General features: G+C 31.5%; 20 protein-coding genes. 6 read left to right on the forward strand and 14 right to left on the reverse strand.

Features of this window, described 5'->3' with window-relative positions:
• Window positions 1-40 precede the first annotated feature (40 nt).
• A complete protein-coding gene (locus TCEL_RS12060) occupies window positions 41-553 on the reverse strand; it encodes a L,D-transpeptidase (RefSeq protein ID WP_018666500.1) in 513 nt (170 codons plus the stop codon).
• Window positions 554-694: 141 nt separating this feature from the next.
• On the opposite strand from TCEL_RS12060, the gene TCEL_RS12065 reads away from it, so the two are divergent.
• Entirely contained in the window at window positions 695-1,795 is a 1,101-nt protein-coding gene (locus TCEL_RS12065) for an SLC13 family permease (protein ID WP_018666502.1), read from the forward strand.
• 50 nt (window positions 1,796-1,845) lie between these two features.
• On the opposite strand, the gene TCEL_RS12070 is transcribed toward TCEL_RS12065, so the two are convergent.
• From TCEL_RS12070 to TCEL_RS12110, 9 genes are all read right to left on the reverse strand, one after another.
• The gene (locus tag TCEL_RS12070; RefSeq protein WP_018666504.1) at window positions 1,846-2,769 is read right to left on the reverse strand and encodes a P1 family peptidase; all 924 of its coding nucleotides are present in this window, start codon (window positions 2,767-2,769) and stop codon (window positions 1,846-1,848) included.
• A gap of 62 nt (window positions 2,770-2,831) precedes the next feature.
• On the reverse strand, window positions 2,832-3,419 hold the full coding sequence (locus tag TCEL_RS12075; protein ID WP_018666505.1) for an ECF transporter S component: 588 nt from the start codon (window positions 3,417-3,419) through the stop codon (window positions 2,832-2,834).
• A gap of 156 nt (window positions 3,420-3,575) precedes the next feature.
• Window positions 3,576-4,844, reverse strand: coding sequence for a sugar ABC transporter substrate-binding protein (locus TCEL_RS12080; RefSeq protein WP_018666507.1), 1,269 nt, complete (start codon window positions 4,842-4,844; stop codon window positions 3,576-3,578).
• Window positions 4,845-5,032: 188 nt separating this feature from the next.
• Window positions 5,033-5,845: an alpha/beta hydrolase gene (locus TCEL_RS12085; protein WP_018666510.1), complete on the reverse strand. Its 813-nt coding sequence runs from the start codon at window positions 5,843-5,845 to the stop codon at window positions 5,033-5,035.
• A gap of 13 nt (window positions 5,846-5,858) precedes the next feature.
• Complete coding sequence (locus TCEL_RS12090; protein WP_018666511.1) at window positions 5,859-7,541, reverse strand: glycoside hydrolase family 13 protein; 1,683 nt, start codon at window positions 7,539-7,541, stop codon at window positions 5,859-5,861.
• Between the two features lie 51 nt (window positions 7,542-7,592).
• Window positions 7,593-8,492, reverse strand: coding sequence for a LacI family DNA-binding transcriptional regulator (locus TCEL_RS12095; RefSeq protein WP_018666513.1), 900 nt, complete (start codon window positions 8,490-8,492; stop codon window positions 7,593-7,595).
• Window positions 8,493-8,633: 141 nt separating this feature from the next.
• Window positions 8,634-9,521 carry a sugar ABC transporter permease gene (locus TCEL_RS12100; protein ID WP_018666517.1) on the reverse strand — a complete coding sequence of 296 codons (888 nt, stop codon included), beginning with the start codon at window positions 9,519-9,521 and terminating at the stop codon, window positions 8,634-8,636.
• The gene (locus tag TCEL_RS12105; RefSeq protein ID WP_018666519.1) at window positions 9,521-10,786 is read right to left on the reverse strand and encodes a carbohydrate ABC transporter permease; all 1,266 of its coding nucleotides are present in this window, start codon (window positions 10,784-10,786) and stop codon (window positions 9,521-9,523) included. The genes TCEL_RS12100 and TCEL_RS12105 overlap by 1 nt, the downstream gene beginning before the upstream one ends.
• A 77-nt stretch (window positions 10,787-10,863) precedes the next feature.
• On the reverse strand, window positions 10,864-12,129 hold the full coding sequence (locus tag TCEL_RS12110; protein ID WP_018666521.1) for a sugar ABC transporter substrate-binding protein: 1,266 nt from the start codon (window positions 12,127-12,129) through the stop codon (window positions 10,864-10,866).
• A gap of 279 nt (window positions 12,130-12,408) precedes the next feature.
• On the opposite strand from TCEL_RS12110, the gene TCEL_RS12115 reads away from it, so the two are divergent.
• Genes TCEL_RS12115 through TCEL_RS12135 form a run of 5 tightly spaced genes read left to right on the forward strand, consistent with a single transcriptional unit; the run spans window position 12,409 to window position 15,978 of the window.
• On the forward strand, window positions 12,409-13,815 hold the full coding sequence (locus tag TCEL_RS12115) for a glycosyltransferase family 39 protein (RefSeq protein WP_018666522.1): 1,407 nt from the start codon (window positions 12,409-12,411) through the stop codon (window positions 13,813-13,815).
• A complete protein-coding gene (locus tag TCEL_RS12120) occupies window positions 13,808-14,665 on the forward strand; it encodes a decaprenyl-phosphate phosphoribosyltransferase (RefSeq protein WP_018666524.1) in 858 nt (285 codons plus the stop codon). The genes TCEL_RS12115 and TCEL_RS12120 overlap by 8 nt, the downstream gene beginning before the upstream one ends.
• A gap of 13 nt (window positions 14,666-14,678) precedes the next feature.
• Window positions 14,679-15,311: an HAD-IB family hydrolase gene (locus TCEL_RS12125; protein ID WP_018666525.1), complete on the forward strand. Its 633-nt coding sequence runs from the start codon at window positions 14,679-14,681 to the stop codon at window positions 15,309-15,311.
• A complete protein-coding gene (locus TCEL_RS12130; protein ID WP_018666527.1) occupies window positions 15,311-15,646 on the forward strand; it encodes an EamA family transporter in 336 nt (111 codons plus the stop codon). Before TCEL_RS12125 ends, TCEL_RS12130 begins: the two co-directional genes overlap by 1 nt.
• Window positions 15,643-15,978, forward strand: coding sequence for an EamA family transporter (locus TCEL_RS12135; protein WP_018666529.1), 336 nt, complete (start codon window positions 15,643-15,645; stop codon window positions 15,976-15,978). The genes TCEL_RS12130 and TCEL_RS12135 overlap by 4 nt, the downstream gene beginning before the upstream one ends.
• Before the next feature lie 25 nt (window positions 15,979-16,003).
• On the opposite strand, the gene TCEL_RS12140 is transcribed toward TCEL_RS12135, so the two are convergent.
• From TCEL_RS12140 to TCEL_RS12155, 4 genes are read right to left on the reverse strand one after another with little or no spacing between them, the layout of a single operon-like run.
• Window positions 16,004-17,419 carry a glycosyltransferase family 2 protein gene (locus tag TCEL_RS12140; protein ID WP_018666531.1) on the reverse strand — a complete coding sequence of 472 codons (1,416 nt, stop codon included), beginning with the start codon at window positions 17,417-17,419 and terminating at the stop codon, window positions 16,004-16,006.
• Between the two features lie 5 nt (window positions 17,420-17,424).
• A complete protein-coding gene (locus TCEL_RS12145) occupies window positions 17,425-18,570 on the reverse strand; it encodes a HEAT repeat domain-containing protein (protein WP_018666533.1) in 1,146 nt (381 codons plus the stop codon).
• Window positions 18,571-18,581: 11 nt separating this feature from the next.
• Entirely contained in the window at window positions 18,582-20,075 is a 1,494-nt protein-coding gene (locus TCEL_RS12150) for a response regulator (protein WP_018666536.1), read from the reverse strand.
• Between the two features lies 1 nt (window position 20,076).
• Window positions 20,077-22,215: a hypothetical protein gene (locus TCEL_RS12155; protein ID WP_018666538.1), complete on the reverse strand. Its 2,139-nt coding sequence runs from the start codon at window positions 22,213-22,215 to the stop codon at window positions 20,077-20,079.
• Between the last annotated feature and the right edge of the window lie 8 nt (window positions 22,216-22,223).

Genomic DNA, 22,223 nt, shown 5'->3' on the forward strand with positions numbered 1-22,223 from the left:
CCTTTAATCTTTAGCACTTAAAAATATTTTGTTCAAAAAACTACTTTATATATACCGTTGTCTTATTTGGAATGTTTTCATACATCCACTTAGCATCCTCAACACTCAATCTTACACATCCATGGGAACTTGGTTTGCCTAATGTATAGTCAACTATCTGCCTTTTAGTATTCATAGGTAGTGAATGAAATAGATATTTGCCTTTAAACCTTATCCAATATACTCCACCCTGCTTATACTTTTTTGAATAAAACCAAGGTCCTCTTGCAGTTATTGTAAATATCCCCTTTGGAGTGCTTTTACCCTTTACTCCTGTAGAACATACAAGCGTTTTAGCCAAATTCCATTGGTTGTTTTCCTTCTTGTAAATTAAGGTATTTTGTGTTTTTGTATCCACAACTACAATGTAATCTGTTTTGCTTTTTATTTTCCCACTTGCTATTTCTGGAAGCACAATATTATTTGCCTGATTGCTAACTTCTGCTAAAGCTAAACTTGATTTTAATAAAAACAATACCACAATAAGTCCAAAAATCTTTTTAAATTTCTTCATCTGCACTCTCCTTTCCAGTTAAATTATACATTAAAGTTTTTAAAAGTACATTAGAAAATTTTTATAAAACATTTTGGTATTTATATATTCTAAAGAATTATATATAATTTACTTGTAACTTTTTATAAAGGAGGTTTTTATTTGATTAATCAGTTTGTAAATAAAGCAAAGGAAGACGTTGTTCTGTTTTTATCCTTTTTACTTGCCGTTTTAACTTCTTTTATTTCATTCCCTAAAATCGAATATATAGATCTTAAAGTGTTAATATCTTTATTCAACCTAATGATTGTTGTTGAAGCCTTTGAAGAATACAAACTTCTAGAGGTAATATCGATACGAATATTAGATAAGTTTAGTAATGAAAGAAAAGTTTCTCTTGTACTTATAGTTATCACATTCATTTTTTCAATGTTTGTTACAAACGACGTTGCACTTATAACCTTTGTGCCTCTTGCTCTTATTATTGCAAAAAAGACAAATATAAACCCTGCTGAAATAATAATATTTCAAACTTTAGCTGCAAACATTGGAAGCAGTTTAACACCAATGGGAAACCCTCAAAATCTATTTTTATATTCAAAATTTAATATCAACACATTAGAATTTTTCTATATAATGCTTCCCTTTGTTGTTCTTGGACTTGTTTTCTTGTTTATCTTAAACTTTAAAATTCCTAATAAAGATATAGTTTTTCATATAGAAGAAATAGAGATAAAGGACACAAAAAAGACATCTATATTTTTAGGTCTGTTTATTTTAATAATTCTATCTATATTTAATATAATTAATTACTATATTGCCTTTGTAATAACCATTTTAGTAACCTTTATATTAGAAAGAAAACTTTTTAAAGAAGTTGACTTTGCTCTTTTACTAACCTTTGTGTTCTTTTTTATATTTATAGGAAACCTTTCAAACGTTGAAAGCATAAAAATCATATTTGATAAAATGTTAAATAAACCAAAGGCAACATATGTGTCTGCTATTATATTAAGTCAATTTATAAGCAATGTACCATGTGCTATTTTACTATCAGGATTTACCAAAAACTATAGAGAGCTTCTTTTGGGAGTTGATGTTGGAGGCATGGGTACACTCATAGCTTCCCTTGCAAGTGTCATATCTTATAAATTCTATGCAAACGAGTACAAAAAACTTAAGAAAAAGTATCTTTTTACATTTACAATATATAACTTCTTTGCTCTTCTTGTATTTGCTCTATTGTTTTTATATTTGATTTAAATAAAGGCCAATGGAATAATTTAACCATTGGCCTTTTTAATTCAATATATCTATCTTCTAACCGCCCTAATTATTGCCTCCTCTAGCACAGATGTTGCAATCATTCCTAAGGTGCTTATATCCACCTCAACCTCTCCTGTTGCCATAGTAAAAATTGTATCTCCATCAAACATTGTATGGGCTGGTCTCATTGTTCTTGCAAAGGCATCATGGGTCATTGAAGAAACCTTAGTAGCCTCTGCCTTAGTCAACCTTGCATTTGTAACAACAACTGCAATTGTAGTATTACCACTAAATAAATTTGTTCTATCATTATATCTTGAAAGCATAACCTTTGTGCTATCTATAAAAGCTGTTTTATCTTCATTTAAAGCACCTGCTATAATCTCTCCTGTCCTTGGATCTACAACATCCCCAAGACAATTTACTGCAACCACTGCACCAACTTCAAGCTCTCCCACCTTAACAGCATAAAATCCAAGTCCACCATCTACTGCATATTCTGGCCCTAATATTTTTCCAACTGTTGCACCTGTACCTGCTCCAAATTTTCCATTTTCTATTCTTTTTATTTCATATGCATTTACACAAGCCTCATATCCCATTTTTTTATCTGGCCTTACCCTATAGTCTCCAACCATAAGATCAAATAAAACAGCACTACATACTATAGGAACCTTTGTAACTCCTACATCAAACCCAATATTTCTCTCCTCTAGAAACTGCATAACTCCACAAGAGGCATCAAGTCCAAAGGCACTTCCTCCAGATAATACAACTGCATGAACCTTGTCAACCAAATTAACAGGATTTAAAAGATCTGTCTCCCTAGTCCCTGGTGCTCCACCTCTTACATCAACACCACAGGTTGCTCCTTCTTCACATATAACTACTGTACACCCTGTCCTTGCCTCAAAGTTTTGTGCATTCCCGATTTTTATTCCCTTAATATCTGTAATATTTATCTCCTTCATAAATTACCCTCCAATGCTTAAATAACTCAACTTTAGGCAAATTGCCTAAAGTTGAGTTACTACTACTTTCTAATCTTATTTACTCCTATTACAACAGGTACAACAATAGCTATTGAAACTAAAACCTCTGGTATTCCATTTGTAATGCCAATACCAACTATTGTTGCCCTTGCCTTTGCTATATCAACACCTAACACCTTTGCAAACCTTTCAAGATAGATTAAGTAAATTAGTCCTAATACAAGTATTGTGTTAGTTAATGTTCCAACTGCTGCAGCAAATGCATACTTTATGCTATTTAATTTTCCTGGAATTAATTTGTATGCATAATATGAAGTTATACCAATTAGTATTCTTGGTAGAACTGCAATAATTGGGTTTAAAAATAAAAAGGATGTTGGTGTTGGATTAGTTGCTGCTTGGAACATACTAAATAATCCAAAGAATAATCCTGTTATTGCTCCAACCACAGGCCCTTCAATTATTGCACCAATTATTACAGGAAGGTGCATAATCGTTGCCTTAACTGGTGGAATAGGAATAAACCCTAAACCTGTAACTCCAAGTACGATGATTATAGCAGATAGCATTCCTACAGTTGCAATCTGCCTTACCCCAAACTTTTGGGATGACATTGTTTGTGTTTGCATAATACTACCTCCTCGTTCTCACTCCAAAAGGATGCAAGACGATATCCTTATGAAGTTTTTATTTTTTGTTCGGTCAAAGGTACCGACAGTTTAATTTTAACAGTTTTTAGCATTAAGTTCAATAGAAAAGCCACCCAATAGGGTGGCTCTTTTTTATTACTTTTGAGCTGCTATAGCATCCTTAACAGTTTGTACGCACTTGTCAAGTGCTGCCTTTGGTTCCATTTGTCCGTCCCAAATAGCTGAGAATGTTGTCTTTAGTGGTTCCCATACAAGTTGCATTTGTGGAATTGATGGCATTGGTTCTGCATTCTTAATTTGTGCTATAAATCCTGCAACTATTTCATCACCGCTTATTTCTGGCTTATCCATTAGAGCTTTAACTGGTGGAATTTGATGTGTCATTTCATATCTCTTCATTAACATTTCATCTGATGTTGCAAATTCAGCAAATAGTTTTGCAGCATTTGGATACTTAGTGAATGAGCTTACATATAATCCTCTAATTCCTGAGAAGCTCTTTGGTTGCTTTCCATTGAATGTTGGAAGTGGTGCTACACCAAAGTTTACTCCTGCCTTCTTGTATCCTTCTACTGCCCATGGTCCATTTATAATCATAGCTGCCTTCTTAGCTGAGAATGAACCATCCATGAATGAATAATCAGCATCCTTTGCCTTTAATGGAATAATTGAATTTAGGCTCTTATAGTACTTAGCACCTTCAACAGCACCATCGTTGTTTAATCCTATATCATCCTTATCTGTACCAGCCTTACCAAATACATATCCACCATTGGCACTTAAGAAACAATATGAGAAATATGGCTCTGCTACATTCCAAAGTAAAGCATATTTCTTTTCTTTTGTATTGTTATACTTTTTTGCAAATTCAACTATTTCTTCAAATGTTTTTGGTGCTTCCTTTACTAAATCCTTATTATAGAATAATGCATATGTTTCAATTGCTGTTGGGTAACCATAAACTGTTCCGTCCATGCTTACACCATCTACAGCTGCTTGTACAAAATCATTCTTTATTCTATCTGGCTTATGGTTTGGTTGAATTAATCCTGCAGCAACCATCTTACCTACATGGTCATGTGGTGCTGAAATTACATCTGCCCCAACGCCAGCTGGTCCATCTTGTTGTAGTTTTCCTGATGTTGCAGTATGATCTACTGGTTCATACTTAACAGGAACGCCATACTTCTTTTCAAACTCAGCAGCAACATACTTTATGTATTCTCCTTCTGGTCCTTCGCTTTCCCAAACTACAAGCTTTGCACCTTCTTCTGGTTTTAATTCTGTTACAGCTGGCTTGTCATTATTATTGTTATTATTATTTTCTGCAGGCTTCTTTGAGCATCCAGCAAGTAGTGATGCTACTAAAAGCCCTGAAAGAATTAGAGCAAGTGGCCTTTTCATAAAAATCCCCCTTCTTTTTATTTTTTAGGCAAGCGTTTGTACTTGCCCACATCCGCCCCCTACAATAAATATGTATTAATGCATTTGAAATTTTATTACAATTTTATTTATTAAATAAAAGAAAAAATCACCCATGCAATGCATAGGTGAAATATAAATAAATTTAAGTTTGAAGGGGGATAGTATAGCTACTTAATGAAGTTTATAAACTCTGGAAATCTTTTTGCCCAATATATTTCGCTATGTTTTGCTCCTTCGTCTATAATTAACTTTATTCTCTCCTTGGGCATAAATTCACTTAGTGTTTCATAGATCCTAATTGTTCCATTTATATAATAGTCCTTAAAGTTTGGATCATCATCATTGCTTGTTTCCTCTGTTCCAATATCAAGGTATACCCTCATTGGAATTCTTTCTCCCTCATCTCTTAAAAACTCAATAAGCTCTCCCTCTTTAAACCAAGCTGCAGTTGAAAAGGCTCCTATTTTAGAGAATATTTCTTGATATTTAAAGCCTATATATAGGGATATAAATGCTCCCATTGAGCTTCCTGCAACTATTGTATTATCTCTATCCTGTAGAGTTCTATAGTGTTCATCTATATATGGTTTTAGTGTATTTACAATAAACTGTGCATATTTATCTCCTTCTCCACCTGCACCATCCTTTATTCCTCTTTTTAGAAGACTTTCTATCTCTTCGTTTTTCCAAGGTGAGTATTCATCAAGCCTTTTAAATCCTTCTTGATTGTTATCTATTCCAACTACTATAAAGCCTTCTATCTTGCCATCTTGCTGCATCCTATCTAATGTTTCTTTTACTTCCCACGAATGTCCTGAATAGGATAATTTGTGATCAAATAAGTTTTGTCCATCATGCATATATATAACTGGGTATCTTTTGTTTTTGTTATCATAGTAATCTATAGGAAGGTACACCCTTATATTTCTTTTTCTATCAAGCTCCTTCATATATATTTCTCTAATTTCAATTCGCTCCATATTCCCACCTACCCTATTTTATTTTTAAAACCATCTTCGCATGTGGAACAAGTTCTATCTTTTTATTTATTTTAACTATTTTATTAGATAATATATCCATATATTCTCCATCCAAGTAGGCAGGTATTTCCCTTACTTTATCTGAAAGATTTAAAATACATAAAACTTCTTCATCGTCTGTAAATCTTCTAAAGGCATAAACTTCATCATCTACAAAATACTTTGCATATTCTCCTATCTTTAGGGCCTTTGATGATCTTCTTATTCTTGTTAGATTTTTATAGAAGGTAAACAGTTCATTGTCTATGTTATCAAAGTCCATAGTTATTCTACAGTGTGGATCTGTTGCACCAGATAAACCTGCTTCGTCTCCATAGAAAATCATAGGAATACCTATTGTAGTAAACATATAGAAGGCAGCAGACTTTAATTTTTCTTTATCATTAGAACATTCATATAAAAATCTAGCAGTATCGTGGCTATCTAGTAGGTTTAATAGGTTATATCTAATATCCCTCCTATATCTTGCATATAGGTTTTGCATGTATGAATCAAGTTCTTTTAGGTTCATTGTTCCCTTCGCAAAAACCTCAAGAGCCACATGCATAAATGGATAGTTCATGGATGAATCATATTGGTCTCCTCTTAGGTAACTCTCAGCACCATCCCATACTTCACCTATTATCATTGCATCTTCCTTTGCTGCCTTTACAGTTTCTCTAAACTCCCTCCAGAACTTATGATCAATTTCATTTGCAACATCAAGTCTCCAACCATCTATGTCAAACTCCTCTATCCAATACTTTGCTATATTAAGTAGATATTTTTTAACTTCCTTATTTGTTGTATTTAGCTTTGGCATGTTTTTAGAGTGCCCAAACATCTCATAAGTACCATCTTCGTTTATAAAGTACCAGTCAAAGTATTTTGATTTTCTCCCCTTCTTCATGGCATCCTTAAATGCAAAAAATTCTGAACTTGTATGATTAAATACCGCATCAAGTATAACCTTTATTCCTCTTTTGTGGCACTCTTCAACTAGTTCTTTAAAGATCTTCTTATTTCCAAAGGACTTATCTATATCATAGTAGTCTATTGTATCGTATTTATGGCAGCTTGGAGATTCAAATATAGGGGTAAGGTAGATTGCATTTATCCCAAGCTCCTCTAAATAATCAAGCTTGTTTATAATTCCCTTTAGGTTCCCTCCAAACATCCTTTCATTTGTAGGCTTATCAAACCAAGCTTCATCAAGTTCTTCCTTGTTAAACCTATCAACAAATATCTGATAAAATATTGAATCCCTCCACCAATCATATGCCTTATATAAATCACCTTTACATATGTAGGAGAAAAGAAAATATCTATTTCTATCCTCTGGAGGTTCTCTATAGAACCTCTGCTGTGAATAGTATAGTGTTTCTTCTTCATCCTCAAGCTTAAAGTAGTAACAAATTCTATTAAAACTTGGTGAAATAATTATTTCATAGTAGTCAAACATATCATCTGTAAAAACCTTTTTCATTTCCTCTTCAAACATTGTAACAACTCTTACAGGTTCATATCTATCTCCATAACAGAGTGTAACTCTTTTTAAACCATCCCTTTTAGTTCTAAGCTTAATACATAGTGTCTTTTCATCTAGTGCATAAGCATATGTACTATCGCTTTGGTGATAAATGGCTTCCTTTAGCATACTTGTACCTCCTGGTTTAAACGTTTAAGTTTGGGAATTTTAAGGCAGATTTTACTCTGCCTCTATAACTGTATACTGTACGTACTTATAGTCCTTATCTATATATCTTAAAAGCAAATCTGAAATAAGCTTTGCTTTCTCTTCAATGTCAACCTTTATTCTTTGTACTTCTTCATCTAATAGGTACTCTTCATTATTTATGCATATTACAGATATTCTATTCTTATCTATATATCTTGAAACAACACTTCCTAATTCTTCTGAAACTACTACTATCTTTTCGTTAGGATGTTTACTTAACACTCTCTTTAGGTTTTCTATTGAGTCTATGAAGTATACCTCTTCATTTTCATTTGAATCTTGCTTAATCTTCTCCATTAAGTGTTCATTATTTAACTTTGGAATTAATACTATATATTTTTTATCAACATTCAATTTTCTTGCATAGCTTAAGTAATCTACTATTATTTTATGGAATAATATATCATCTAAGTATGCGTCAATAAGAAGGATGGGTACTGTAAACTTTATTGATATATCATAAAATATCTTGTTATCTACATTAAAAATAAGTACTCCATCTAAATCCCTCTGTTTTATTATATCTAAATTAGGTTCATCTAAATTTATGTTTGAAGATAAAACATGATATCCCTTCGTAGCCAAATATTCCTCTATCTTTTCAAGAAGCCTATAGTTATGGTTTGTAAATATAGGCATTTTGTTTTGCTTCTGCTTTACAATTAAAACTCCAACAAGTCCTGACTTTCTTTTAACCAGTGATCTTGCTGCAAGATTTGGTACATAATTCAATCTGTTTGCTGCCTGAATTATTTTATCCCTTGTTTCTTCAGATATACTCTGCTTTGTATTTCCATTTAATACATAGGAGACAGTCGCAACAGATACGCCTACCTCCTTTGCAATATCCTTAAGTGTTGGCCTTTTCATAGTTTACCCCCTTGTAATGTGGATACTTTTCCACATCAACACTTAATTTATTTGAAAAATTCCCAATGGCACATATGCCATTGGGAATAGTATATATCAATTTTCCCCCCAAAACAACTATTTAATAATTCCCCTCTTTAATTAGCTCTTAACAGCTCCAGATGATAATCCTTCTACTATATACTTTTGTAGGAATGCATAAAGTATTGTTATTGGAACTGCAACTAATATAGCACCTGCTGCAAATAGTGTGAACTTAGTATTTGTTTGTCCTGTAACCATTTCCATAAGACCCATTGCTAGAGTCTTCTTATCTGCAGTTCTTAAAACTAAGCTTTGGAATATAAAATCCATCCATGGTCCTATAAAGCTTGTTAATGCAAGGAATACTATTATTGGAACTGCAAGTGGCATTATTATCTTTGTAAATGTTGTAAAGTTTGTAGCACCATCAACCCTTGCCGCCTCATCCAAGCTCTTTGGTATTTGGTCAAAATATCCCTTTATAAGCCATGTATTTGCAGGTATTTGTGCACCTGAATAGAAGAGCACAAGTCCAATGTGTGTATTTAATAGGTTAAGTTGCATAAGTAGTGTATATATAGCTGTAAGAGTTAGGAAGCTTGGGAATACTTGAAGAACAAGTATTGTAACAAGTCCTGCCTTTCTTCCCTTAAATCTAAATCTTGAGAAAACATAGGCATTGAAAGTAGTAAGTATTGTTGAGAATATCATATTTAAAAATGCTACTTTTAATGTATTTTTATACCAAATTGGATAGTCTGTCTTTGTAAATAGTTCTTTATAGTGAATAAATGTTGGGTTCTTTGGTATCATACTTGAAGAGTACAAGCTATCCCCAGGGTTTAGTGAGGAACCTATAATCCAAAGTATTGGAAATAGGATAAATATTGTGTTTGTTATAAGGAATGTATATACTAAAACTTTTAAGGCAATTGCCTTAGGAGTTAATTTCTTTTTAGGCTTAACAAACTTTATTTCAGGTACTGGAGTTGGTGTCCCTTTCATTAGATTAAATCCTCCTCTCTAAAGGACTTGGACCTTGTAAATGTGTATGCCACAATTGGTGCAATCATTAGGAATATAAGTATTGTTACAACTGATGCCATGTGGTATTGTTGTTGATTTAGTGTCATCTTATAAATCCATGAAATTAGTATGTCTGTATGTCCAGCATAGCGGTAATTTGGATTTACAGGTCCACCATCAGTTACAGCATAGATTAACATGAAGTTGTTGAAGTTATATGCAAAACTTGATATTAATAGTGGCATTGTTGAATATAAAACCATTGGTAGTGTTATATGTCTTAACTTTTGAAAAGCTGTTGCACCATCTATGTCAGATGATTCATATAGGTCCCTTGGTATGTTTGTTAATATACTTGTCATAAGAGCCATGAAGTATGGTGCTCCAAGCCACATGTTTATAAGTACAAGAGTAATCTTTGCTATATGTGGATCAGTTAGCCAGCCTATTCTTTGTAATCCTAAATGTTCTAAGAAGTCATTTATAGGTCCTGGTCCACTGAATAAGAGTCTCATAATAAGCATTGATATAAGTCCTGGAACTGCATATGGAATTATAAATATAGTTCTCCAAAGCTTCTTTATCTTAACACCTGCTGAATTTACGATTAAAGCCCACATAAGTCCAACGAAAAAGCTTGTTACAGTTGCTAATATTGCCCAAGTAACTGTCCAAACAAATACCCCAGATAGAGTTTCATTCCATATCTTAAGTCCAAATAGTTCTTTAAAGTTTCTAAATCCAACCCAGTTCACTAAGTTTCTTGGTGGTAAATGGTATGGTGAAGAATAATCAGTAAATGCTATAAGTACTGTAAATATAATTGGTAATAATATAAAGAATAATAGTGCTAATATACCAGGTGTCATGAAAATATAATGGAAGTTTCTGTCTATCTTATCCCTAAGGGTTATTTTCTTCTCCTCTTTAGCTTTATAAGCATCTTTAACATTATAGATATATATTCCTATTATAATTAGAATAAGTAGAATTGATATAATACCCTGTAACATTAAGAAAATTGAGTGGTCAAAAACCGCAATCCCCTTTTCATTGTAATGGAACTTTGTTTCTCCTAGTGTTACTATACCCCAAAGACCATGTGCAAAGTATGGAATACCAAATATTATAGTTAATACTTCAACAAGTAACAAGAAGATACCTTTAATATATTCTCCCTTCATTATCTGAGCTGAACCCATTATAATGTAGGAAAGCCATGCATATTTTTTCTTATCTTCCATCTTTTCACCTCTTTTCAAGATTAATTATTATAGGTATGTGCACAAGGCACATACCTATAACTATTTAATTACTTATATTACTTTTGAGCTGCTATAGCATCCTTAACAGTTTGTACGCACTTGTCAAGTGCTGCCTTTGGTTCCATTTGTCCGTCCCAGATAGCTGAAAATGCGTTAGCAAGTGGTTCCCATACAAGTTGCATTTGTGGAATTGATGGCATTGGTTCTGCATTCTTAATTTGTGCTATAAATCCTGCAACTATTTCATCACCGTTTATCTCTGGCTTATCCATTAGAGCCTTAACTGGTGGAATTTGATGTGTCATTTCATATCTCTTCATTAACATTTCATCTGATGTTGCAAATTCAGCAAATAGTTTTGCAGCATTTGGATACTTAGTAAATGAGCTTACATATAATCCTCTAATTCCTGAAAAGCTCTTTGGTTGCTTTCCATTGAATGTTGGAAGTGGTGCAACACCAAAGTTTACTCCTGCCTTTTTGTATCCTTCTACTGCCCATGGTCCATTAATAATCATAGCTGCCTTCTTAGCTGAGAATGAACCATCCATAAATTGATAGTTAGCATCCTTTGCCTTTAATGGAATAATTGAATTTAAACTCTTGTAGAACTTAGCACCTTCAACAGCACCATCGTTGTTTAATCCTATATCATCCTTATCTGTACCAGCCTTACCAAATACATAGCCACCATTTGCAGTTAAGAAGCTGTATGAGAAGTATGCATTACCAACGTCCCAAAGAAGTGCGTACTTCTTTTCCTTTTTATTATTGAATGTCTTAGCAAATTCAATGATTTCTTCATAAGTCTTTGGTGCTTCCTTAACTAAATCTTTATTATAGAATAATGCATATGTTTCAATTGCTGTTGGGTAACCATAAACTGTTCCGTCCATGCTTACACCATCTACAGCAGCTTGTACAAAATCATTCTTTATTCTATCTGGCTTATGGTTTGGTTGAATTAATCCTGCAGCAACCATCTTACCTACATGGTCATGTGGTGCTGAAATTATATCTGCTCCAACACCAGCTGGTCCATCTTGTTGAAGTTTTCCTGATGTTTGAGTATGGTCTACTGGTTCATACTTTACCTTTACTCCATACTTCTTTTCAAATTCTTGTGCTACATACTTTATGTATTCTCCTTCTGGTCCTTCACTTTCCCAAACTACAAGTGAAGCTCCCTCTTCTGGTTTTAATTCAGCTGTTTGTGCTGGTTGATTGTTGTTTTGTTCTTCTGCTGGTTTCTTTGATCCGCAACCAGCCATTAATGAAGCCACTAAAAGTGCTGAAAGCATAATTGACAATGGCTTTTTCACAGAAATTCCCCCTTCTTTAGTTTTTTAAATTAATTAACTTAAATGTTTAAGTACAATTATATTATACCTCTTTTGCAAACGTTTGTCCATACTTTTTCTGAAAATTTTAAAATATAATTTATTACAAAATATTTAATTTCATTGTTGTATTTGTTTCAATTTTGTATAAACCTGAATCTATTTATCATAAAAATATAATTTTTACCTTTTTATAGTTTTTAATGAACTATTTATATAGTATAATCATCATTGTTAATTTATTATTGAAAGGGGAATTTTATGAATTGGTTTTCTAGATTTTTAAATGTTGCTTTAAAAATTTTGTTTTTACCTATAATTTTTTCTAACCTTAAGTATACATATAGGCATTTAAGATACTTTAAAAGCCTTGATATATATCTAGTTTTGTTCTTCATTACAGCTTTATTAATGTTTACATATCTGTTAAAAAGGAATATTAATGAGAAGATACTGTTAATTATAATAATTCTATTTGGTGCTGCATTAAGACTATTTTGGGTTATAACACTTGATAACAGGCCTGTTTCTGATTTTGCTGGAATGTTCATAAGAAGTAGACTTTTTCTTAATGGTGTCTACTACATGTTTCAAAATAAAAACTACTATGCACGCTATCCCCATATGACTATGACGGTTTTATACTTTGCACTAATTAGAAGCCTATTTGCAAATTCTCTCCTTGCTATAAAGGTTATTAATGCAATTTTATCTACACTTAATATATTCTTTGTTTACCTTATTTCAAAGGAAACATTTAACTCTAAAAAAACTGCCCTCTACAGTTCATTTATAACAGCTACTTATCCAGCCTTTATTGGATATTCTGCTGTTTACTGCTCTGAAAATATTGCTATGCCCTTTTATCTATTTAGCATATATTTATTTATTCTTGTCATGAAAAATAAATCTAGTATAAACATTTTAATTTTAAGTGGGCTTGTACTTGGAATAGGACATATTTTTAGAATGGTTGCGGATGTTGTTATAATAGCTTATATAATGTATATTATTATTTACTTTAATAAAAATATCTTTACAAAATCAAAATCAATAATTTTTATAGTATTAGCATTTTTAATCCCTATGGTTACTGCAAATACCATACTAAAAAAACTAGGAATTCTTCAATACAACCTATGGAGAGGATGTGAAACTAAATGGACAAGTGTTTTAAGGGGATCAAACCTTGAAACCTATGGAAGATGGAATTTAGAGGATGCAAAATTTATAGCCTCCTTTGATGATGATAAAAAACTAGAAGAGGCAATAAAGCAAAAGGTTAAAGAAAGATATACAAAAACTCCTCTGCCTAAACTTTTAAATTTCTTCTATAACAAATATTCAAATCAATGGTCCTATGGAGACTTTGGTGGATTTTATTGGGCACAGGCAGATACTAAATCTTTAATAGTTGATGTTTATCATAAGGGTATGTTGTATGTAAATCTGTATTATTTTATAATACTTTTATTAAGCTACGTAGGACTATTTAATAAGAAACAATATTTAGACAATCCATATATTAATCTTTTTTATATAATATTTTGTGGATATGGACTGCTTTATTTAATAACAGAATCCCAAAGTAGATATTCATATATTGTCTGCTGGTTATTTATATTTTTCGCATTAACTGTATTTAGAAGGGATGAAGTGTATGAATAAATACATAGAACTTATGCGTCCAAAACAATGGATAAAAAACTTCTTTGTATTTGGTGCTATTATTTTCTCTAAAAAGTTTTTAGAAATAGAAAGTTTAACAAAGGTTATTTTAGCCTTCTTATCTTTCTGTCTTATATCTTCAGCTGTGTATATTATGAATGATATAAAGGATTTAGAACAGGACAAGGTGCATCCTAAAAAGAAACACAGACCTATTGCAAGTGGAAAAGTTTCAATTAGAAATGCAATAATTGAGATGATTTTATTAATTATAATCTCTCTATCTACAGCCTTCTATTTAAATAAATTTCTACTTATTATATTACTTATATACTTTATCAATAATGTAATCTATACATTTAAAGTAAAACACATTGTTCTTCTAGATGTTATATCTATTGCAATAGGATTTATATTAAGGGTTATTGCAGGTGGAGTTGTTATAAATGTTGAGCTGTCTGTTTGGATAATACTTTGTACTCTGTTTATTTCTCTATTCTTAGGTTTTGAAAAAAGAAAAAATGAACTTAAATGCTTAGAGAATGATGCAACAAAACACAGAAGAATATTAGATGACTATTCAATCAAGTTCTTAGACGATATTTCAAACATTGTATGTGGATGTACTATAATCTTTTATTCTCTATATACATTCTTTGCATACAGCCACAAGTATATGATGATAACTAATATATTTGTAATATATGGACTTTTTAGATATAAATACCTAACAGAAATAAAGGACTTAGGAGGAAGTCCAACTGAAGCTGTTCTTACAGATAAGGGAATTATAATAGATGTTATATTATGGGGAATTTGTAGTAGCATAATAATTTTGCTTACTAAATAAAGGAGGTTATCTATTGATTAAGAAAGTTGCAATATTTGATGTGGATAAAACAATAATAAACGGAGACTCTATGTTTATGCTACTTTTTTATACAATAAAGAAAAAGCCTAAAGCTATAATTGGACTCCCAAGGCTATTTATTATGCTTGTACTTTATGCTCTAAATATAATAGATACTAAAAAGGCAAAGGAAGAGATGTTCTACGTAATAAATTATCTTAATGAGAAGGATCTTGAGGACTTTTTTAAAGAAAAAATATTAAAGCACACCTTTTTTGATGCTAAAGAGGAAATTATAAAAAGAAAAAAAGAAGGATACACAGTAATACTAGTCTCAGCCTCTCCCGAATGTTATATTAAATACTTTAAAAAATACTTTGATGTTGACTTCGTGCTAGGGACAATTTTAAGAAAAACTCAAGAAGGATATACAAATATAATAGATGGTGAAAACTGCAAGGGAGAAGAAAAGGTTTTAAGGCTTAAAAAACTTTTAGAGATAGAAAATATAAATATAGATAGGGAAAATAGCCTATGCTTTTCTGATTCACTTTCAGACATGCCTTTATTTAATCTTGTGGAAAATAGGTTTTTGATAAACAATAATAAAAAACTCAATGGATTTAAAAATTTGAGGTGGAAGTAATGAAAAAGACTTTTAACAAAGGAATAATACTTATGATTGTATCTGCCTTTTTAACTGCAAATGGACAGCTCTTTTGGAAGTTTTCTCAAACTAATGGCAAACTTATGAACATTTTTATTGGATTTTTACTATATGGATTTGGTGCTCTTTTTATGATTTTTGCCTTTAAAAATGGAGAGCTTTCTGTCCTATACCCTCTAATGTGCATCTCTTATATTTTTGCCTTAATTAATGGATATGTTTTTTTAGGGGAAACAATATCTATTTATAACTTAATAGGTATTTTAATTATTATTTTAGGAGTTACACTACTTGGAAAGGAAAGTAAGTTATGAGTTTAAAGACATTTTCTATTCTTATTCTTATGACGCTTTGTGGTTCACTTGGAGGATATTTTTTAAAAAGAGCCTCTTCTAATTTAGACTCTTTTAGAACTCTAATTTTAAATAAATTTATATACATAGGCGGACTTTTCTACTGCCTTGGTGCAATTTTAAATATAATCCTTTTAAAATACATACCATATAGCCTTGTACTTCCATTAAATTCAATAACATATATATGGACTCTACTTCTTGGATATTTTCTTTTAGGAGAGAGGATAGGAAAATATAAGCTACTTGGGATATTATGTATTATTATTGGAGTTGTATTCTTAACAAAATAAGGCTACAGAATTATTCTCTGCAGCCTTATTTTTGACTCTGAAAGCTCCTTCTTTTTATCTTGCCCCAGCTGTGTTTCATCTTCCTAAATTTAACAATACCTTCAATTCTATAGAGAGTTGTAAGCTGTCTGTATCCAAAGTTTTCAAGTATTCCATATATACTTAGTTTAATTAGCTGTTTTAAAGTAGGATACTTGTTAAAAGTATATTCCTCAAGCAGTATTGCACCTAATGAAAGTAGTATTCCGTAAAGAATGGATGCTGCAAAGAATAGAATGAAATACTTTAAGTTTAAAAGTCCAAACATATATGCAAGGGGTATCATTATATATCCTAATATCTCAATTATTGGACCTATCATCTCAAACAGCCAAAAGTAAGGAACTGCAATAAGACCAATCTGCTTATACCTTGGATTAAAGAACATCCTTTTATGTTTAAAAAGGCTGTCCATAAGGCCTATTTGCCATCTTCTTCTTTGGGACCTTAAATCCTTTAATGTCTCTGGTGCCTGTGTCCAGCATACAGGGTCTGGAACAAACTTAATTCTATAGGGCCTTTTATTTCTCAGGAAATATTCATGCATCTTAACTACAAGCTCCATATCTTCTCCAATTGTATTTTTTGCATATCCACCAACCTCTATTGCTGCATCCTTTTTAAAGGCTCCAAAGGCTCCTGATACTATAAGTAGGGAATTTAGTGCATCCCATCCTACCCTTCCTGTTAAAAAGGCCCTTAGATACTCTACAATTTGAAACATAGCTATCCTACTTTTTGGAAGGCCAATATTAACAACCCTTCCTCTTTTAATAACTGAACCATTTGCTATTCTAACTATTCCACCAACTGCAACCGTCTTTTTGTTTTCTATAAAGGGCATAACTACTCTAACTAAAGAATCGCTCTCAAGTATAGAGTCTGCATCTATTGATGTTATTATAGGGTAGTTTGACACATTTATCCCTGCATTTAATGCGTCGGCTTTTCCTCCATTTTCTTTGTCTACTAAAATAAGGTTTGGAATATCTATATTTTTGTAAATACCCTTTATTTTATTTGTTTTAAGTCTATACCTTACTGGCTGATTTACCTCCTTTAATTCAAATTCCTCTATAACCTTATTTAATGTATTATCCTTTGAACCATCATTTATAACTATAACTTCAAACTTAGGGTAATTAAGTGAAATAAGTGACTTTATATTATCAACTATAGTTTCTTCTTCGTTATAGGCTGGAACTAAAATGGATATAGGAATCATATTATCTGAGGTTATATATTTTTTATAATCTGAATACCTAATCTTTCTTATATAATCACTTAAATTAAATGCCGCAAGTATAAGCTGCAGAAAATATATGAAATTTATTAATAATACATAATAGATTATAAAATAGTTAAACTTTATAACAATTTCCTTCAATAGCGGTGTATTCATAACTCTCACCTATCTTTTTCTTCAATATATTTTTTAATAACTTCGCTCAGCTTAGGTGTTCTTTTATTATTCATATCATACTTTAAAACCTTATCCCAACCATAGCTTGTCTCTAAGACTGATACAACTATATCCTTCGCAAATCTATCTTCACCTTCTAATACATCATATACAAGCTCAATTCCGCCTTCAATTGAGATAAGTGAGTTTGCTGCATTATATCTAACATACCATTCTCTATCAGACAAGGCCTTAACAAGTGGTATTAGTGCTCTATTATCCTGCAGCTGTCCTAATACCTTTGATGCAATTGCCCTAACTTCCCAAGATTCATCATTTAAAAGTTCTATTATCTGAGCTACATATCTATTGTCCCCCATGTTACCTAAAGCCTTTAATGCAGCTATTTTCTTTTCCTTATTTTCATCTGCTAAAAATATTGCAATTTCATCTGCTAAAAGTATGTTTTTATAATTGCCAGCTGATTTTATAAATATAGATGAAATAAACTCATCCTCTAAATACATTAAATTTCTATATACATATATTTTATCTCCCTCAAAACTATCTGCTATCTCAATCAAACTTCTCTCACTTAATGGAATGGTTTTTGAAAGCTTTTTAAAGGCTTCAACAAATGCCTCTTCATCTCCAATTTTTGATAGAGCCATTAAAACGTTGTATTTAACCTCAACAACCTCAATATCTATAAGCTCTAATAGTTTATCTAGTGCCTTTTTACTTCTAATTTCACCTAAATTTTTGCAGGATAATGCCACTTTATGCATATCTTTACTATTTAGTTTTTCTAGTTCATAATCAACAAGACCTATATCCTCTGCAAGTTTTGTAAGCTTATCTGAAATGCTTCCTTTTAGATTTTCAAAGTAGAATAAAAATCTCTCTTCTACTATCTCCCTCTTTATTTTATCCTTCATAAAACTCTTTAAAACCTTAAGCTGAACATGTGTAACCTCATACTCGTCAAGTCTTGAGGCTATATCATCAAGATATCCTGAAACCTCTTTATACACCTTCTGCTTTTTTCTATTTTTATAGCCTTCATATAGCTTTTCTGCGATAAGATAAAAATAAAGAAGTATAATAATTATTGAAAATATTAATATTGAGTATAAAACAATTAACTCCATACAAATCACCACTAATCTAATAACTTTTTAATTCTGCTGTCTAGTTCAACCGGTGAAAATGGTTTAACAACATAATCATCTGCCCCAAGATCAAGTGTCCTTTTTATATATTCTTCATTCTTTTGAGATGATAAAACTATTATTGGGATATCATCATTCTTCTCTCTTATTTTCCTTATAAGCTCATCTCCATTCATAAGTTTTAGGTAGTAGTCGGTCACTACTAGATCTATTTTATTATCCTTTAATATCTCTAGTGCCTCTAATCCATCGGATGCAGTAAATACATTGTAGCCTTTGTTTTTGTACCTTGATTTTAATATAGATAGAATTATTCTATCATCATCAACAAATAGAATATTTATGGTGTTATTTTTCTTAACTGAATCTACATCAACAACTACTCTTCCTCTACCTTCCATTTTAGCTACTGCAAGGGCTCCCCTTGCCCTTACTAAAATGTCCTTATACTCTGCGTTTTCCTTTGATATAGAAGATATTCCTGCTGAAAAGCTTATTTTTTGCCCCATCTCCTCTCCATACTTCTCTGCAAATATAAGTACCTGCTCTGCTACATTCTTAACCCATTTAACATCTCTATCGTAGAATATAAATGCAAATTCATCTCCTGACATTCTGTAGGCTATATCAACCTTTGTTGTATATTTCTTAAACTCCGATACCACCTTGTTTATTATTCTATTGCCAAAGGATATACCTAGCCTTTTGTTAACCTCTCCCATAAAATCAAAGTCTATTAAAAGCAATGTGCCCTCTTTTTCTTCCTTCTGTGCCTTAATTAAAAGCGAAGATGCAAGTGCTTCCCCCTGTTTTCTTGTATAAAGCCCTGTTGCAATATCGTATACTGTATTCTTTAGGCATTTTGAACTTAAGTTTATTAAATTTAAAAGTTTTAGATATACCTCTTCTACATCAAAATCATAGTTTATATAGTCTATAACACCTAATTTTAAGCATTCAATCTTTGCATTATAATCGGCATCTGAAATGACTACTATTGGCATTTGATCTAGTATTTTTTCTTCTCTTATACTATTTAAGATAGTTACTGCATTTATGTTTTTGTTATTTTGAATTATAACGGCATTAGGATTATATGATAGTATAGCATCAACTGCATCTCCCTTAGAAACAATAACCTCAACATTGTTTTCTTTTAGCTTTTTAATTAACCCATTTAAAACATCATCGCTGTCTGGGAATATTAAAACCCTATTTTTTTCAACAATTTTCTGTTCAATAATATTTTTAACTTTGATTAGCTTTTCTATATACTTTTCATCTTCATTATCCTTTTCAAAGCTGTCCTCAATATCCTTTAACTCAAGAACTACATCCTCTATATTGTTTTCCTTTGATATAGTATATAACTTCTTTAATACACCCTTTACAATACTCATGTACGCTTTATCTTTATTTTTAACTTCAATTAGATCATTTATGGTGTTTAGTATTTCTTGTATTACTAAATCCATATGAGCCATATTACTCACCTCCTATAGATTTGAAGGCCTCCTTTAAAATGTAGTAGGATTTTTTAAGCCTTTCATGATATTTAGGCATATCCCAAGAATTCCAAATATATTGCTTCATTGATGTATATATTACCTCATCATGTTTCTTTAAAATTGCACCCACATAAAATCCTTCTGTCTTTATCGGTTTTATTCCATTGTTTAAATACAAATCATCCATTATCATTTTAGTTGATGGGTCCATTACATTTAAAAGCTGCCAAGGTATTCTTATTTCAACTACATCCCCCTTTATATAGTAATCAGCTAAAGAATTAAAATCCTCTCTGTTTGGATTTGAAACTCCAAACATAAGCTTTCCTGTTTCGTATTTTTGAAGAGGAAGTTCTATTTTATCCTCAGGAAGTATAAAAGGTCTATTTAAGCAGAGATAAATGTTATTGAAAATACCACTATCCTTGATTTCATAACTTGTATTTTCCTTATCCATCTTTAATCTTTTACTGTATTCATAGTAAAAATGATCATAATATGCATCTACCATAATTCTTGAGTCTTCTTTTCCCCTTATCTTAATAACAAAATCCACAGGTCTTTCAAAAATTAATCCTTCATCTATAAATTTAGTATTGCCTTGATTTTCTTTTATATCTATAGATATATATAATGTATCTTTATCTATATTAAAGTCCTTTACTTTTAGCTTGAAATACACATATCCCTCATCATAATTTACACTTAGATTTATATTTTTTTCCTGTATCAAAGGATCATTATTCCACTCCGATTCATCTCCATCAACATAACATACACTCTTTACTTCCCCAGGTTCAAATGTTAAAAGTCCAAACATCTGCTCATTTGTCTGTACGTTTTTCCAATATGGCCTTCTATCTGGCAAATCTAAATCCATAGTGTTCCAAGTTCTTTTAAACCACTCATCCTGCCAAGTAAAAACAAGCCCTCCAGCATATCCTTCTCTGTATATATCTTCAAGCATGCTTACAAGATATTCTCCCTGTTTCTTCTCCTCTACAAAACCCTGATTAAAGCCTGTGTGGATATTTACATGTGCCATTCCTCTTGATGATGGTATCCCAAACTCAGCAACCAAAACAGGCATTGTATGTTCCTTCCTCAAATCCTTTAGATATGCCCTATATGGATTTACCTTCCCATTTTCATCTATATATGATGAATACCTTTTATCATAGCTCATAAAATCAGGATAGTATGGATATATATGATATGAAGCAAATAGACCAGGTTTAAAAGTGTCCTTTTTCTTAATATGTTCTGGATTTACCGATACCATATCCTCTTTTTCTAAAGGCTCATTAGGATGTTCTAACATATCTGTTGTAACCCAGTTTGATAATGCTGTAGGTCTTTGCATTCCATATTTTTCTGTTTCATATTTTATTGCCTCATCTAAGAATTCACAGAGAAAAACCTCAAATGGTGAAGCGTCCTTTGTATATAGGTATTTTCCATCATAACTTGTTTTATCTTTATTTTTATTGTTTGTCTCAACAACAAACTCTGGATCCCACTCTATTCCAAGTATCCACCCTATCACATACTTTGATATGTCCTTTGTATAGTTTCCAAAGGCATGTCCCTTTTCCTTTTCAATGCTTATATTTCCATGTATTATATCTATAATCTTTTTTACCTCATCTACTGCAGCCTCTTTTATCTTAGGATTATGAGCATCCTTGTATTTTAAAATATCCTCTTCATTAATCCAAACCCCATGAAAAACATATAAAGGTTTGTCAGCCTTTTTATTATATTCATACAATGCCTCATAGAACTCTGGCATAAGTCTAGTATAAACCCTTATGGTGTTTGCATTCATGTCTTGAATATACTTAAACCACCTCAAATAATCTTCCTTTGTTATTCCAAATTCTCCTGGGAAGTATCCGGGTTTTGAGGCACCAATATTTACTCCCTTTATAAATATCTTTTTAAACTGTTTATCTTCATATATGTAAAAATATTTATCATCAACCTTAGATATATACTTAACATTACCATCTTTAAAGATTAAATCCATATTCTTTTTATATTTTATAACCCTATTCATTGGATATATTAAAGCTAATATCAAAATAATAAAAACAAAGTACCTTTTTATATTCAATAATATTC

This window comes from Thermobrachium celere DSM 8682, assembly GCF_000430995.1.
Taxonomy (GTDB): Bacteria; Bacillota; Clostridia; order Clostridiales; family Caloramatoraceae; genus Thermobrachium; species Thermobrachium celere.